Annotated in this window: 14 protein-coding genes; 10 read left to right on the top strand and 4 right to left on the bottom strand. The window is 56.9% G+C overall.

Translation table 11 applies throughout. The features are described from left to right. Positions 1-34 precede the first annotated feature (34 nt). On the top strand, positions 35-856 hold the full coding sequence (lgt, locus tag IEU99_RS01945) for a prolipoprotein diacylglyceryl transferase (protein ID WP_229718371.1): 822 nt from the start codon (positions 35-37) through the stop codon (positions 854-856). 158 nt (positions 857-1014) lie between these two features. Then, positions 1015-2433 carry a pyruvate kinase gene (gene pyk / locus IEU99_RS01940; protein WP_128889576.1) on the top strand — a complete coding sequence of 473 codons (1419 nt, stop codon included), beginning with the start codon at positions 1015-1017 and terminating at the stop codon, positions 2431-2433. A gap of 53 nt (positions 2434-2486) precedes the next feature. Here pyk and IEU99_RS01935 read toward each other — a convergent pair whose 3' ends face one another. The 3 genes from IEU99_RS01935 to IEU99_RS01925 form a co-directional block, all read right to left on the bottom strand. Continuing rightward, positions 2487-4862 carry a glycogen/starch/alpha-glucan phosphorylase gene (locus tag IEU99_RS01935; protein WP_128889577.1) on the bottom strand — a complete coding sequence of 792 codons (2376 nt, stop codon included), beginning with the start codon at positions 4860-4862 and terminating at the stop codon, positions 2487-2489. A gap of 94 nt (positions 4863-4956) precedes the next feature. Continuing rightward, positions 4957-6165, bottom strand: a complete 1209-nt coding sequence (locus IEU99_RS01930) for an amidohydrolase (RefSeq protein ID WP_128890801.1) — start codon at positions 6163-6165, stop codon at positions 4957-4959. A 67-nt stretch (positions 6166-6232) separates the two neighbouring features. Beyond that, entirely contained in the window at positions 6233-7546 is a 1314-nt protein-coding gene (locus tag IEU99_RS01925) for a DUF4921 family protein (RefSeq protein WP_128889578.1), read from the bottom strand. A gap of 25 nt (positions 7547-7571) precedes the next feature. On the opposite strand from IEU99_RS01925, the gene IEU99_RS01920 reads away from it, so the two are divergent. Further along, entirely contained in the window at positions 7572-7979 is a 408-nt protein-coding gene (locus tag IEU99_RS01920) for a hypothetical protein (RefSeq protein ID WP_128889579.1), read from the top strand. Here IEU99_RS01920 and IEU99_RS01915 read toward each other — a convergent pair. Then, positions 7943-9025: a glycerate kinase gene (locus tag IEU99_RS01915; RefSeq protein ID WP_128889580.1), complete on the bottom strand. Its 1083-nt coding sequence runs from the start codon at positions 9023-9025 to the stop codon at positions 7943-7945. The two genes, IEU99_RS01920 and IEU99_RS01915, sit on opposite strands and share 37 nt — an antisense overlap. Before the next feature lie 156 nt (positions 9026-9181). On the opposite strand from IEU99_RS01915, the gene gdhA reads away from it, so the two are divergent. From gdhA to rnc, 7 genes are all read left to right on the top strand, one after another. Then, positions 9182-10525, top strand: coding sequence for an NADP-specific glutamate dehydrogenase (gene gdhA, locus IEU99_RS01910; protein ID WP_128889581.1), 1344 nt, complete (start codon positions 9182-9184; stop codon positions 10523-10525). Between the two features lie 128 nt (positions 10526-10653). Then, positions 10654-11670 (top strand): esterase/lipase family protein, encoded by a 1017-nt coding sequence (locus IEU99_RS01905; RefSeq protein ID WP_128889582.1) that lies wholly within the window; start codon positions 10654-10656, stop codon positions 11668-11670. Between the two features lie 298 nt (positions 11671-11968). Continuing rightward, positions 11969-12979, top strand: coding sequence for an esterase/lipase family protein (locus IEU99_RS01900; RefSeq protein WP_128889583.1), 1011 nt, complete (start codon positions 11969-11971; stop codon positions 12977-12979). Between the two features lie 88 nt (positions 12980-13067). Then, the gene (locus tag IEU99_RS01895; RefSeq protein WP_164931148.1) at positions 13068-14177 is read left to right on the top strand and encodes an HNH endonuclease signature motif containing protein; all 1110 of its coding nucleotides are present in this window, start codon (positions 13068-13070) and stop codon (positions 14175-14177) included. A gap of 54 nt (positions 14178-14231) precedes the next feature. Further along, a complete protein-coding gene (locus tag IEU99_RS01890; RefSeq protein ID WP_128889585.1) occupies positions 14232-14942 on the top strand; it encodes an ATP synthase subunit B family protein in 711 nt (236 codons plus the stop codon). 12 nt (positions 14943-14954) lie between these two features. Further along, positions 14955-15461, top strand: a complete 507-nt coding sequence (locus IEU99_RS01885; protein ID WP_128889586.1) for a YceD family protein — start codon at positions 14955-14957, stop codon at positions 15459-15461. Beyond that, the gene (gene rnc, locus IEU99_RS01880; protein ID WP_128889587.1) at positions 15458-16219 is read left to right on the top strand and encodes a ribonuclease III; all 762 of its coding nucleotides are present in this window, start codon (positions 15458-15460) and stop codon (positions 16217-16219) included. Before IEU99_RS01885 ends, rnc begins: the two co-directional genes overlap by 4 nt. Positions 16220-16311 lie beyond the last annotated feature (92 nt).

The following is a 16311-nucleotide window of genomic DNA, read 5'->3' as shown; positions in this document are numbered from 1 at the left end:
AGCTTCGATTCCTTCGCCACCCCAAGGCGTATGGATGTTAGGGCCTTTGCCAATTCGAGCCTATGCCCTGTGCATTATCCTCGGCATCCTGGTGGCCATTTGGGTATCCCAAAAGCGCTACGCGGCCCGTGGCGGCGATCCGCAAGTGGTTGGCGATACTGCCATCGTGGTGGTGATTGCCGGCATCATCGGTGGACGTTTGTATCACGTGATTACGGATCACCAAAAGTACTTTTGCGATACCTGTAATCCGGTGGACGCGCTCAAGATCACCAATGGTGGCCTTGGTATTTGGGGTGCAGTGGCCCTCGGCGCGGTGGCTGTGTACGTGTTTTTGCGCATCAAGGGCGTGCCCTTTGCGCCGTTTGCAGATGCAGTGGCACCGGCGGTGATTTTGGCCCAGGCGATTGGGCGTCTAGGCAACTGGTTTAATCAGGAGCTCTACGGCGGGCCCACCGATCTGCCGTGGGGGCTTGAGCTGTATCAGCGAGTCAATGAGGCCGGAAAGTATGCGCCGTTGACGGGCCGCTCCACCGGGGAGATCATTGCCGTAGTGCACCCCACCTTCTTATATGAGATCGTGTGGAATCTGCTCGTGTTCGCTGTGTTGCTGTGGGCAGATCGCCGATTCCGCTTGGGGCATGGCCGGGTATTTGCGTTGTATGTGGCCGGCTATTGTTTGGGGCGTTTCTTTATCGAGCACGTCCGCGTCGATGAAGCGACGATGATTTTTGGCCTCCGCGTCAACATCATTGTCAGTGCCGTGGTCTTCATTGTTGCGGTGGTCAGCTTCGTATTCTTGCCCAAGGGGAGAGAGTCTGAAGCGGAAGTCCGGGGCGAAAAACAGCAGGTGTGATAAAGAACACGTCCGTATTAATTCCGTGGGAGTTTTTCCGACTATGCCCGCTCATGTCCGGTTTATCGGTATTTTCCACGAGTGCGGATGAATTGATTGGCATGGATCGTCGACAAGCGAAAGTGCGCAGGCTGGCGGGCGCGGTTATCGTTTGAACCATGGAACGTCGCACCAAAATTGTTTGTACGCTAGGGCCTGCCGTCGCAAGCGCTGAAGGAATTCAGGGACTTGTAGAGGCAGGCATGAATGTCGCCCGCATGAATATGTCGCACGGCGAGCACGCTGATCACGAGCAGAACTACAAGTGGGTTCGCCAGGCCACCGATAAGACCGGCAAGGCAGTTGGTATCCTCGCCGACCTCCAAGGCCCCAAGATCCGCCTTGGACGCTTCACCGACGGCGCCACCGTATGGGAAGACGGCGAAGTCGTTCGCATCACCGTCGACGACATCGAAGGAACGCACGACCGAGTTTCCACCACCTACAAGAACCTCGCCAAGGACGCCAAGGCCGGCGATCGCTTGCTTGTCGACGACGGCAAGGTCGCCCTCGAATGCATTGAGGTCGATGGCAACGATGTTGTTTGCCGTGTGGTTGAAGGCGGTCCCGTGTCGAATAACAAGGGCGTCTCGCTGCCAGGTATGGACATCTCCGTGCCCGCGCTTTCCGAAAAAGACATCCGCGACCTTCGCTTCGCCATCAACCTGGGCGTCGACATCATCGCGCTGTCCTTCGTCCGCTCCGCCGCCGACGTTGAACTCGTGCACAAGATCATGGACGAAGAAGGCCGACGCCTTCCTGTCATTGCCAAGCTTGAAAAGCCCGAAGCGGTCGACGGATTGGAATCCATCGTCTTGGCCTTCGACGGCATCATGATCGCCCGCGGCGACCTCGGCGTCGAATGCCCGCTCGAGCAGGTGCCGCTGTTCCAGAAGCGCGCCATCCAGATCGCTCGCGAAAACGCCAAGCCGGTGATCGTGGCAACCCAGATGCTCGACTCCATGATCGAGAACCTGCGCCCCACCCGCGCAGAAGCCTCCGACGTAGCCAACGCTGTGCTCGACGGTGCCGACGCCGTCATGCTCTCCGGTGAGACCTCAGTGGGCGTTGATCCCCAAAACACCGTGCGCACCATGTCGCGCATCGTCTCCTACGCAGAAATCGACGGTCGCGTGCCGAACCTCGCGCACATTCCTCGCACCAAGCGTGGCGTTATTTCCTACTCGGCCCGCGACATTGCCGAGCGCCTCAACGCCAAAGCAATCGTGGCATTTACCACCTCTGGCGACACCGCCAAGCGTATTGCTCGACTGCACTCGCATCTCCCGCTGTTGGTATTCACCCCCAACCAGGCTGTGCGCTCCCAGCTCGCGCTGACCTGGGGTGCTGAAACCTTCCTCACCCCGGAGGTCAAAGACACCGACGAGATGCTCGCCCAGATCGACGAGCAGCTCCTTGCCATGGATCGCTACCACCGCGATGACATGATCGTGCTGGTCGCAGGTACTCCTCCCGGAGTGTCCGGTAACACCAACATGATCCACGTCCACCTGTTGGGCGAAGATCTGCACATCTAGTGCATAGGAAAAGGGGGCGGTGTGAAACACACCGCCCCCTTTAGCGTTGCCAATTATGGGTGAATTGGGGTTGCCTGAAGCTTCCACACCTCGCGGGCGTAATCGTTGATGGTGCGGTCAGAAGAGAAGCGACCAGATTCGCAAATATTGATCCAGCACTTCCTGGCCCACGCAATGGTGTCTGCGTAGTCTTCGGCCATGCGATCACGAGTTTCGCGATAAGACTCGAAATCACCCAGCACGTAGTACACGTCCGGGGTTTCCCAACCATTGCCATCAAGCAATGAGCCACGCAGATCATGGAACCAACCGGAGCCATTGTCGTTGAGGGTGCCGTCGACAAGCGCATCAATAGCGCGCTTGAGTCCGGGAACCGTCTCATACAAAGCCTGCGGGTTGTAATGAGCCTTCAGCTCGGGCAGCTCCTCAACCTTGGCGCCGAAGATATACGCGTTCTCATCGCCAACAGACTCGACGATTTCCACGTTGGCACCGTCGAGGGTGCCGAGGGTCAGCGCGCCGTTCATCATGAACTTCATGTTTGAGGTGCCGGAGGCTTCCTTACCAGCAGTGGAGATCTGCTCGGAAATATCGCTGGCGGGGATGATGTGCTCGGCGGGGGAGACGTTGTAGTTTTCTACAAACACCACGCGAATAACATCCGAGACCTCTGGGTCATTGTTGACCAAATTGGCAATCTCGTTGATGAACTTGATGACTGCCTTGGCGCGAATATAGCCGGGAGCAGCCTTGGCGCCGAAGATGAAGGTGCGAGCAGGAACCGTTTCGCCATCTTTGATGCGGTAGTACAGATCCAGAATGTACAAGGCGTTGAGCAACTGGCGCTTGTATTCGTGCAGACGCTTGATCTGGGTATCGAAGATGGATGCAGGATCAACCTCGATGCCGTCGCGCTCTTGAATCCATTGAGCGAAGTCGCGCTTATTCGCGGCCTTGATCTCCATGAGCTCTTGCATCACTGCGTCGTCTTCGGCGAAGTGGCGCAGCTTTTTCAGCTCGTCAAGCTCGGTGACCCACGCATCTGATCCTGCAAGGCGGGTCAGTAGTGCAGCCAGGCGAGGATTGCACATCTTCAGCCAGCGACGAGGAGTCACACCATTGGTCTTGTTATTGAACTTCTCTGGCCACAATTCGTGCCATTCCTTGAGCGTGTCCGCCTTGATAATCTCCGTGTGCAACGCAGCCACACCATTGATGGAGTAGGCGGCGTAGCAGGCAATCCACGCCATGTGCACATTGCCGCCGGATACGGGAGCCATGTACTCGATGCGATCGTGGTCAAGACCAAGCTGCGCCATCTGCTCGCGGAAACGGCGATCAATTTCTTGCGTGATTTCCCAAACGCGGTAGAAAAGCTGCTGGAAGATGGTGACGTTCCACTGCTCAAGAGCCTCGGCAAGCACGGTGTGGTTGGTATAGGCGAAGGTTTCGCAGGTGACCTTCCACGCATCATCCCAGCTCATGCCGTGATCGTCGAGAAGCAGGCGCATGAGCTCGGGAATAGCGAGCACCGGGTGGGTGTCGTTGAGCTGAATGCAGTTGTACTTGGCAAAGTCGCGAAGATCATCGTGATGCGCAAGGAAGTTATCGATCATCTGCTGGAGCGAAGCAGACACAAAGAAATACTGCTGGCGCACGCGCAGCACCTTGCCGGCGTAGGTGGTGTCATTTGGATAGAGCACACGGCAGATATCCATCACCGCTTCGCGCTCGACGATGGCGTCGGTAAAGCGCTGAGAGTTAAAGGCGTCGTAATCGAACTCGGCCATTGGCTCTGCCTTCCACAGGCGAAGCGTGCCAACATTGTCGGTGCCATAGCCGGTGATTGGCATGTCGTAGGGGGTGGCGCGCACGGTCATATCGTCGAAGCGAACGATGCGCTGTTCATTGTCCCTGCGGATGGTGAAGGGGTAGCCATCTTCACGCCATGCGTCTGGCTCTTCGGACTGGAAGCCCTCGTTGAAGGTCTGCTTGAACAAACCATAGCGATACAGCAGGCCATAGCCGGTCACGGGATAATTCTGGGTGGCGCAGGAATCGAGGAAGCATGCAGCCAAACGTCCCAGGCCACCATTGCCCAAGGCGGCGTCATTTTCGGCCTCGAGGACGTCGGAAAGCTCATGGCCTTGAGCGCGAACCGCTTCGGCGACGTCATCTTCAAGCTCGAGGTTGGTGAGGTTATTGAGCAACGCTCGACCCATGAGGAACTCTGCAGAAAGGTAGTGCTGCTGACGGGTCGCGTTATACGCCTTGGTGGTCGCTGCCCAGTTTTCTGCGAGCGAATCCATCACAGCCCCGGAGAGCCCGAACCAGAATTTGCGATCTGTGGCCTCTTCTGGCGCGGTTCCCGAAGCGCTGCGAACAAAGCCCGCGATGCGCTGCGTCAGATCGGATGAGGAATCCCTCATATATTTCTCCTTGAATCTTCAACAATGCAAAACACGCCTCATGCTACCGGTTCAACAGCAAGTTTTCCCCAGGAGCTTGTCGACGCGCCGCATCTCATTGTTTGCGTTGTAAATACGTCATTGCCGCCACCACTGCAGCTTTCGTTGCTGCTTCAATGGTCGGTTCATAATCTGGCAAGAAATTCGCCATGTGATTCACCGGCACCATCTCGCCGATCGCGCCGGCCTGCTCAGCTTCTTGCCAAAGCGCCCTCGGCGTGCATCCAAGAGTCCAGTAGAGATAGGGAGCGCCAAATGCTGCCGGAATATTGGCAAAGTCCTCCGATGCCGTCCAACGATTCGCCGTGCGTGATTCAGCACCAAATACGGCATCGAAATTCGCACGCACACGCGCAAAAACGTGGGGATCATTATCCGTTAAAGGCCCGTGCGCGAAGTAGCGGAAACTCGGCGGGTGACAACCAGAAGCAGAGCATTCGCCTCGTACCACTCGTTCGATAGCGGCATAGAGTCGCGCTTTTACTTCTTCGGAATAGGTACGGCAATTCACCACGATGCGTGCCGTGCCGGGGATGGTGTTATTAGAGTGGCCCGATTCCAGCGTGCCGACGGAAATCACGGCGAAGTCGGAAGGCGCGATCTCCCTGCCCACAATGCCTTGGAGGCGCACCACGATCATGGCGGCGGCAAAAGTGGGGTCAATGGAGTTGTGCGGCATCGAACCGTGGGCGCTTTTCCCCTTGATCGAAATTTCAATTGAGTCGCAGGCAGCAGCGGCAGCGCCGGGCATGGAAAACACGCGTCCTGCAGGTCCAGCAACAATATGCTGACCTAAACACACCGTCGGCGTTGGGATTTTGGCGCTGAGTCCATCGGCAACCATGATCTGCGCACCGGCACCATTTTCCTCTGAAGGCTGGAACAAGGCGATGTAGGTGCCCGACCAAAGATCGCGGTGTTCGTCGAAAAGCGAAAGGGCGCTCAACAGCGCCGTGGTGTGCATATCGTGGCCGCAGGCATGCATCTTGCCCTTGATTTGCGAGGCATAAGCAGCACCTGAATCTTCGCTCACGGGAAGGGCATCGAAATCTGCGCGCATCAACACATTCGGGCCTTCGCCATTGCGCATTACAGCCACGATGCCATACCCACCGATGGGGCTGATGACCTCGCAGTCGAAAGCCTCAAGGGCGCGGAGAATCTTCTGGGCCGTCAGGCGTTCCTCGCCGGAAAGCTCAGGGGCGCGGTGCATAGACGTATAGAATTCGAATTGCCAGGGCTGGTTTGTATAACCACTCAGCATCCTCGTGATGCTGTTACTCACAGATTCACCTCAAACACGATCATTATCGACGTAACACGCATCAACGCTAGCAGCGTTGCGAAAGCAAAGGGTTATATTTCAAGGAATTACGCTGCACCGTACATTCCTCAGCAATCCGAATATTGCCGATATGGCCTTGATCACGAAGCTCGTAGAGTTTCGGCACCACTCGATCGCGCACATCCCAAGGCGAAAGCGTGTTGAGGTAAATCTTGGTGCCACCTTCAAACCCGGCGAGGGTGGAAACGCGCCACTTGATCATCACGCGCCACGGCATTGCCAGATCCAAGCCCGCAGGCTTGTGGTGCCATTCCTCATTACACGGCACCTCCGGGCCAGCCGCCGCGTGGCAGGCGTGCAGAAGATCGCTCATTGCCTCGACTTCTGCAGCACTTTGCAGCCACGGTTCGGCAGTTGCCGACTTCGAAAACACCTCAAGGGTGGGGTAGCGGTGCCCGAAGCCTGCAAAGCACACGGCATGATCATTTTCAGCGATGATCAAATTCTGCTCGGCGGCATAATCCACCGCCCACTCGTTATACATATTCGAGTTGCTACGAAGACGACTGATCTCGTTTTGCGCAGCAAGGCCGCGCTCGTCAATCGCCACGAGTTGCTTATGCAAATGATCAAAGGATGCGCCGGCTGGTTTGAGCCAATTTTGAAATACCGCCACATAGTGGGCATAGCGATTTCTGCGATACAGATCCGCCATCGAGTCGATAGTGAACCTGATCAAGTCGTGGTGCTCTTGTCTGCTCAAGGTGCCAGCGGAGGCAAGCTGCGCGCTATTTTCAGCGCCATCGACGAAATGGCGACGCGCAATGATGACATCGTGGCCGCCGCCGAAAAATGCCTGACCTGCCCTAAGGAGATCTTCTTCGGGAAGCTCAGGATCAAGCCCTGCCGCGCGTCGTTTGGCTTGGACCGTTTTTATGACGTGCTCGCGCCCCAAGTCGCTGTGGAGATACCCCTGCATCCAGTCTTGAGTTCTGGCATCCATGGTGTAGCCGTAGTTTTCACGCCAGTAGTCGTAACTGACGATCTCAAAGAGGTTTGCCACGCGGCGAAAATCCGCCGAGCCATCGACGTGCTCCGGGCTACGAGTTTCAATCCTTCCACCGGTGATGCGCGATTTTTCTGGGGGCGTTTCAAAAACACGATCACTACAAAACGCACACGTCGTGCTGAAATCGTGTGCTTCGAGCAAGCGCGTGTCGGCGGTGGGGTGGGTGAGAGGGCGATTGCCGCGCCCAGGCACCGTCCAAACTTCAGTGCCTGAAAATGGGTTGATTTGCTTAATCGTGCCATCGGCCATGGTTTGAATTGGCGCAACGCGGGAATACATCTGAGCACTCATGGATTCAAGCGTATACCCTGACCTCATGAGTATCGCGAGTATCCATTTCGACGTGCTGGCTCCCGAGCCCGCTGCCAAACTGCTGCCTCAACGCTTCAAAGACCTCAGTGCGCTGCTCATTGAAAAAGGCATGATTGAAGAAGCTGAAGTCGAGCTCAGCATCCCCCGCAATGCATTAGAAACTGAACTTCGCGCGGTGTATCTGGAAACCTACGAGGAACTCCCGCCGGTCGATCCCGAGAGCATGCGGGTGTATCGCCTCAGCGTTGATGTTCACGCGAAAGCTTCACTCAATCAGGTAGCGATGCTGTATTCGCGCCTGCTTACCCCGCCCGCGTCCTTGCCGAATGATCCGGTTGCACTAGCCGACGAGGAGCAATTCGAGCAGCCCGCGCCCTATCCCTGGTTTGTGAACATCGAAGCGAAGCGCTGAGCTACCACGCGACCAGCGTCAACCAGTTGCGTTTCGGGGTCGCCATCGCCGAGCGTGATCTGCCAGGCATCTGCTTGAGCATCATGGCTGCCAGCAACAATCGCCACAGGGGTGGATCCGGCCATATCAAGGATGGTGCCGACGACCTTGCCGCGGGTTGATTGCTGATCAAAGCGCCCCTCGCCGGTGATGATGAGGTCGGCATCCATATCGCCTAGCCCGGCGGCCTCGGCGATCACCTTCGCGCCGGGCAAGATTTGCACCTGTGGCTCACCGTGCAGCATGGCCGAAAGCCAGGTGATGCCAATGGCAACGCCACCCGCAGCGCCCAACCCAGGAGTGTTGGGATCGACGCCGGTGATTTCACAAAGACGTGCCAGTCCGGCATCGAGCTTTTCGACGTCTTCGGCCGAAGCTCCTTTCTGTGGACCAAAACACGCCGCTGAGCCCTGGGGGCCAGTGGCCGGATTATCCACGTCACTTAACAACACCCACTGCACGGCTGCTGCAGGGATATTCAGCATGGCGGTATCGATGTGATCGAGTTGCCTGAGGCCCTCACCGCCTTGAGGGATGCAGTGGCCTTGGGCATCAACAAGATTGGCTCCTAAAGCGACCAAGATGCCACTTCCGCCGTCGGTTGTTGCGGTGCCACCAAGGCCGAGCACGATGGTGCGTGCGCCGCGGCTTTGGGCGTCTGCGATGAGCACGCCGGTGCCATAGGTGTCGGCGGTGAGGGGACGTGGGGCGTCGATAAGCGTGATGCCAGATGCTGCGGCGACGTCGATATAGGCGGTGGCGGTGGGCTCGTCGAAGCGATAGCTCGCCTCAATGAGGCGGCCGAGCGCATCGGTTGTGGGGAGAGTCACATCTGTACCTGTAAAGCGGGTTGCAGTGCCCTCGCCACCATCGGCCATGGGGGCTAAAACCACCTCGCAGTCGAGCACTTCTTGCACCCCGTGAGCAAGCCATTGTGCAGCTTGATCGGCATTCGCGGTGCCTTTGAAGGAGTCAGGGGCAATGATGATCTTCGCGGGTGTGTTCATGGTGTTTATCGTCCCACAGGTGTTTGAGAAATGCGTCTTAGGGCACATGTGAGGGCAGAAGTGTTCCCCTCGGCTTTAATCAAACTTTCTATCGGTCTATAGTTACCTGCACACGCCAACCACATCCCGTGGTGCCGAAAGAGATTGGAAAAGCGCATGGCAATTGACGACAAAGTCTCCGCAATCTACGACGAGCTGCTCAAGCGCAACGCCGGTGAACCTGAGTTCCACCAGGCTGTGGCAGAGGTGCTCGATTCGTTGAAGATCGTGCTCGAAAAAGACGAGCACTACGCTGACGATGGCCTGATCCAGCGCCTTTGTGAGCCCGAGCGTCAGCTCATCTTCCGCGTGCCATGGACCGATGACGAGGGCAACGTTCACGTCAACCGCGGATTCCGCGTCCAATTCAATTCCGCACTTGGCCCCTACAAGGGTGGTCTTCGCTTCCACCCCTCGGTCAACCTCGGCATTATTAAGTTCCTCGGCTTCGAGCAGATCTTCAAGAACTCCCTGACCGGCCTGCCCATCGGCGGCGGCAAGGGTGGCTCGGACTTCGACCCCAAGGGCAAGTCTGATCGCGAAATCATGCGATTCTGCCAGTCCTTCATGACCGAGCTCTACCGTCACATCGGTGAATACCGCGACGTTCCTGCCGGTGACATCGGCGTCGGCGGCCGCGAAATCGGCTACCTCTTCGGTCAGTACCGTCGCCTTGCTAACCAGCACGAATCCGGTGTGCTTACCGGTAAGGGCCTGGCTTGGGGCGGCTCCCTGGTTCGCACCGAAGCAACCGGCTACGGCCTGGCATACTTCACCCAGGAGATGCTCAAGCACCACGGCGAGTCCTTCGAGGGCAAGAAGGTTATCGTCTCCGGTTCCGGCAACGTTGCTATCTACGCCATCCAGAAAGTCCAGGAGCTCGGCGGCACGGTTATCGCTTTCTCCGACTCCGGCGCATGGGTTGAATGCCAAGACGGCGTAGACGTAGAAAAGCTTCGCGACGTCAAGGAAGTACGTCGCGAGCGCGTCAGCGCCTACGTGGACGAAGTTGAAGGTGCAGTGCTGCACGAGGACGGTTCCATCTGGGATCTGCCTTGCGACGTGGCCCTGCCTTGCGCCACCCAAAACGAGCTCAACGGCGACCACGCCCGCGTTTTGGCCGACAACGGCTGCGCCTACGTGGCCGAAGGTGCCAACATGCCTTCTACCGCCGATGCAATTGAGGTCTACCGCGAGCGCGGCATCCACTTCGGCCCCGGCAAGGCTGCCAACGCCGGTGGTGTGGCAACCTCCGCACTGGAGATGCAGCAGAACGCTTCGCGTGACTCCTGGACCTTCGACTACACCGACGAGCGTCTGCGCGAAATCATGATCAACATCTTCAAGACCTGTGCCTCCACCGCCAAGGAATATGGCCATGAAGGTGACTACGTCATCGGCGCAAACATCGCCGGCTTCAAGAAGGTAGCCGACGCAATGCTTGCCCAGGGCATCATCTAAACAGCGCCTCTCAAGCTCAAAGCCACACCCATTTTGGGTGTGGCTTTTGTGCGTATCGATGAAATGCGCATGGCTAAATTAAATTGAGATTTAAAATATGATACGTCGACATCTCAGAAAGGAACCCGATGGTTATTCGACGTATCTCCCTTCTTGCCGGTGCAGCCCTCAGTGCATTGGCGTTAACGACGTCTATGCAAGCCCAAGCGCTGCCCGGCGCACCGGTGCCCGATGCCCAGGTGGAATCCTGGACGGCGATGGGGCCACAACTTGAACCTGCAAAAACCCTTCCAGGCGCCCTCACCATCGCGATGGGTGCTCATCATCCAAGCCCCAAGGGTGCAAACGAAGCCTGTGATCTCACGGCAGGCGAGAATCCGGTCGTGCTGATTCACGGCATGACCTCGAATGCCTATTCCAGTTTCGGCGCGATCAGTCCGGTGATTAAGTCTCAAGGACGGTGTGTATATGCAATGAATTATGGCTACTACACCGCTGAAGACGCCGGCTCATCCGCCACTGAGCTATTGCCGGGGTTCTATGGCTACGGCGCTTTGGATCGCTCATTGGCGCAGGTAAGTGAGCATATTGAGTTGGTCAAGCGAGAAACCGGCGCACAGAAGGTGGATCTCGTGGGTTGGTCTGCCGGCGGAACCCTCGCAGCGGCCTATGCAAAACAGGTCGGCGCCTCCGGTGTTGGCACGGTGGTGTCGATTGATGGTGTGCTCCACGGAACGACGATGGGTGGATTGTCCCACCTGGTGGATCAATCCCGCGCTGCTGGCGTTCCCACCGATGCGTTGATTTCCGCGACCTTAGGGCCCGCCGGTAACGACTTGCTCAAAGGCTCTGAGTTCATGCAGCGGATGAATGAGGGAGGTTTGGAGGTTCCCGGCGTTCGTTACGTAGCCATCTCTACGCTTTACGACGAATCCGCAACGCCTTTGGAAGCAACCCAATTTAACGCTGGCGACTACCAAAATTTGGTCATCCAAGATGGTTGCCCCAGCGATAAGGTAGATCACCTCGGTACCCCCTATGACGATCGTGCGATCGCGATGGTGGCCAATGCATTAGGTGGAGATGTGGCCTTAACCTGCGGGCTGGAAATCGGACCCGCAGCCGGCCTCTCGAGCCAACGCTAGTAGTCAAACGAAACGCTCCCTTGCGCTTTCGGGCGTGGGGGAGTGTCGTGCGTCTATGGGCTGAAAAATCGGAACGACCTGCCGTTACCCCCTGATGTGCAATGTTTAGCTTTTGGGTTCCAAGTCGAGGGCGTTGCGGTGATCTAAGGCCATTTTCAATGGATTTCGTTGGCTGCTTCGGTAGAAGTTCTCTCTCGGAAAGCTAGCAAAATAGAAAATCTGTCAAAGTTCTTTACACAAGGTCTATTTATATTTTGGATGGAGTTCAACATCCCTTCGACTTTCTCAAAGGAGCGTTATGGTGTTCCATCCTCGAGCAAAAAGCATTGCTGGGGTAGTGCTACTGGCCTGCACCGCCTTCCTGAGCCCAGTCTCGGCCTCGGCACAAACAAATGAGGCAGAAGTGGCCGCGTGGACCGGAATGGGCGCGCCGATGGCTTCGAGCAAAACCCTGCCGGGCGCGGCTCTGCGCGCATTGCAAAGCCCATATGCCAGCCCAACCGGAGCGAATGCTGACTGTGTTAGCAGTCCAGAAGAGCCACCGGTGGTGTTAATCCACGGCATGACTTCAAATTCCTACGCCTCTTTTGGCGCTATCGCTCCCGCACTGGCAGCGCAAGGCAAGTGTGTTTTTGCCATGAATTATGGCTACTACGGCACCGACACTCCTGCGGGCTCTTCCGTAGCTGGATCACTGCCGGGCTTCTTTGGCCTAGGTCCAATGCAAGCATCACTCGAGGAGCTGTCTGGCCAAATTGAGCAGGTCAAGCAGCACACGGGGGCAGAAAAAGTAGACCTGGTTGGCTGGTCTGAAGGTGGGGCTCTGGCGGCGGCGTACGCGAAACTGCAAAAAGATGATGTGCGTACTGTCGTTTCAATCGCGGGTGTGCTTCGGGGCACCACTGTACTTGGCATCTCAAATCTCCTAGAACGCGCCAACGCCGTGGGGATGGATACCAGCCGGGTCATATCTGCAGGTCTAGGTCCAGCAGGTAATGATCTGCTCGAAGGGTCTGACTTTATGCTCGCCCTTAGAGAAAACGGCATTGAGGTTCCGGGTGTGCGTTACGTGGCAATCTCGACCTTGTACGACGAAGCGGCAACTCCGCTGAGCGCGACGCAATTCAGCGGCGGTGAATATCGCAATATCGTGGTCCAAAACGAGTGCCCCCAGGATCGCGTCGACCATCTCGGCATGCCCTATGACCCTCGTACGATCGCTTTCGTTCAAGAAGCCTTGGGTTTGTCGGTAGCGATCCCATGTGTGAAAAATGTAGGCCCTGCTGCGGGTTTAAGGCAGCCAGCCTGATGTAACAACACTATTTCCCCTCACCGGTTGCGGGCATCGAATACCTGTTCTATATTCGTGCTAAATGATCCATTCGGGGAGGGGAACAATGGGAAATTTCAGGCACCAGCAGCCCAGCGATGCGGGAGAATTTCAGCGCCGCATCAATGAGTTGAACATTGAATTTTGGACAGCGCAGCATCCGGTTGATTCGGCGGATTTCCACACGCAGCTCGACCGGATCGCCAGTGAGATGAATATCAGCCGGCACGAGGTCAGAATTGGAATGCGCGTTGGCGTGATGCTTCGCCGGTTTGAGCGTTTTGCCCAGTGCATTCGAGAGCACGGCTATCACATCAATATGGCCAAGCTCAGCACGGTGGAGCAGCATGTTGTGGCCATTCAGGCCGAGCATCAGCCCCAGGTTGAGCAGTTCTTAGTTGAATACTTCACGCCAAATGTCGATGACGAAGTGCTCCCGCAACCAGCGACGATCGCGAAACATCTCAGAAGTTTTATTGCCACGATTGACGAGCGCGCCGCGAAGACCCCTCGGGGTAACCAACAACGCCGAGCCCGGTTTATCCGCAACCACAACGGCACCACCCGTTTTAGCGCCAACCTATCCGATGTTGAGGCAGCCAAACTTCAAGCCGTGCTGAAAAAGGAACAGCGCGACGGCATGGAGCTAGTAGACGCATTTGCCAAAGCGATCGACTCCCGCACCATCACCAAGGTTCACTTGCACCTTTTCAAAGATCCAGCCGGTGTGCACCATCTTCTAGGTTCCGGTCCGCTTTTCGACGCCCCCGCTCTAGTGGCCAAAGCGACCCCACATGAAATTGATGCACAGGCTTCCACTGCTGAATACCGACCCACGCCTGAGATAAGGAAAACGGTGCAGCTTCTCGACGGAACCTGCCGCTACCCAGGTTGCTCGCGCCCCGCACAGGAGTGCGACCTCGACCACGTGATCAATTTCGACGAAGGCGGCCCCACCGAGCCTTCAAATCTTGCCTGCTTATGCCGCTTTCACCACACGATGAAAACCTCCGGCAGGGTCCATTACACCCTGCATAAGGATCGCACCATCACCTGGTATTTCGGTGAAAACACCAAAACAACTAAGCCCCACGGCGAAGCGATTCCACGCGCAATGTTTTCTCAAACATGGGCTGAACACGAAAACAAGCGCATCAAGCTCCGTCGATCTGCCTAGCGACACGCCCGCCAGCCTGCAGAAAAAGCCACAAGGCGCGTTTACGATGGAAACATGTACCGCGTATTCGAAAGCCTTGATGAACTAGTCCAAACCGTAGAGCAAGCCTACGGCGTACCCATGACTTCAAACTGCATGGTGCCCCGCAATGAAATGCTCGCACTTCTCGACGATTTGCGAAACGCTTTACCCGTAGAGCTCGACGACGCCCAAGACGTGCTCGACCAGCGCGATGAGATTATCCGCGGCGCAGAAGAGCGCGCCAATAGCACCATCGAGAAAGCCAGCGCGGAGGCTGCTGATCTTGTAGAAGGCGCTCGACAAGATTCCGAGGCCATGGTTGCAGACGCAGAAAACCGATCACACGCCGCAGTGGCTAAGGCTGAGGACGAAGCAGATCGAATTGTCGGAAGCGCGCGTCGTGAAGCTGAAGACACCGTTGCTCGTGCCCAAAACGAAGCGGATCGACTTGTTGCAAACGGCAACGAGCAGTACCAGCGCAGCGTCGACGAGGGTCTTGCTGAACAACACCGTTTAGTCAGCGAATCGGAAGTGGTTCGCCGTGCCGATGAAGAGGCACACCGCATCGTTGATGCAGCTCACGCGGACTCCAACCGTCTGCGTCAGGAATGTGATGCATTCGTAGAAAACAAGCTCGCAGAGTTTGAAGAGGCCCTTTCCTCGACCCTGCGTACTGTTGCCCGAGATCGTCGTGCCCTGCGTAGTGGCGCAGGTGCTTCCGGCACTAGGAGTTATGAGGGGTAGAATTCAACGGTGATGAATAACGAATCTTCACCGTATGTGTTCGATGTTGGAAACGCCCTTCGTAGTGGCATCACGGAAGTGTTGCTCAACGAAGGGCCTACTCCGGTGCGTGTTGGCCCGGAGATGATCGCTGTTCCTGAGGGAAAGCAGGTTCGCGTTGAGGCGCGGATCAACCCCTTGGGTGATGCCGTGATGGTCGACGCGACGCTGGATGCGGAGCTTGAGGGTCAGTGTGTCCGTTGCCTTGCTGAGCTTCGCCCGCACCTGCACTTGGATGTTCAGGAAGTGTTCGGCGTAGATGAGGACTTTATTCAGGGTGACGATCCCGAAGATGACGAGGTTCCTCCGCTGATCGACCATGATGCTGTGAATCTCGAGCAGCTTTTCCTCGATGAAGCCGGCCTCAATCTGCCTTTTAGCCCTGTGTGCGAGGGCGAGTGCGAAGGTGATGTGCCTGAGCCGGATGACGAAGGAGAAGTTCGGGACATTCGCTGGGCTGGATTGGAGAAGTTCTTGTGAGCAGGAGGCGTCGAAAAGCTTCTGTTGAGGTCATGCAGTTCGGCGACCTCGATTATGCGCCCTTAATGGATGCCTTCGGTGTGGTTATCCCTGATGAGCTGCTGAATTTGGCGCTCACGCACCGCTCCTACGCAAACGAAAAGGGCTTTTTGCCGAACAATGAGCGTTTGGAGTTCCTCGGAGACGCGGTATTGGGACTTTCGGTAGCCGGCAGGCTTTTCGACGTCTACCCCTCGCGGCCTGAAAGCGATATTTCCAAGATGCGCGCCAGCATTGTCAGCCGTTATGCGCTGGCGGAGGTGGCCAAAGAAATCGGGCTTGGCCAGTACGTGCTGCTGGGTCGCGGTGAGCTTCTCACTGGGGGCCGGGAGAAAGATTCAATCCTGGCGGACACGATGGAAGCGATGTTGGGTGCGATTTACCGTGCTCATGGCTTCGAGGTGGCCCGTGATTCTGTGCTTCGCTTGTTTGAGTCGCGGATTCAGCACGCAAGCGCTGAAGATCGTCACCTGGACTGGAAGACTTCCCTGCAGGAGCGTCTCGCCGAGTTGAAATTCCCTGTGGCTCGTTATGTCGCTGAGGTTGAAGGACCTGATCATGAGCAGCACTTCACCTCGACGGTGATGGTCGCGGATCATGCTTTGGGTCAGGGGCGTGGCCGGGCGAAGAAATTTGCTGAGCAGGAGGCTGCGCGGCGCGCAGTTCAGGCTTTGGAGTCGGTGGAACGTCAGCAAGAGATTGCGCGTTCATTGGCCTAAGCTACTGCTCTGATTGACATTTGGAGGGGCGTGCGTCGCCCCTCCGCCACCTTGTGCGGTATGTCATATTTGGCTCAGATGTTGTTCTGATG

This window comes from Corynebacterium pelargi, from assembly GCF_014635485.1.
Lineage (GTDB): Bacteria > Actinomycetota > Actinomycetes > Mycobacteriales > Mycobacteriaceae > Corynebacterium > Corynebacterium pelargi.
This window is presented reverse-complemented; position numbering and strand designations above follow the sequence as displayed.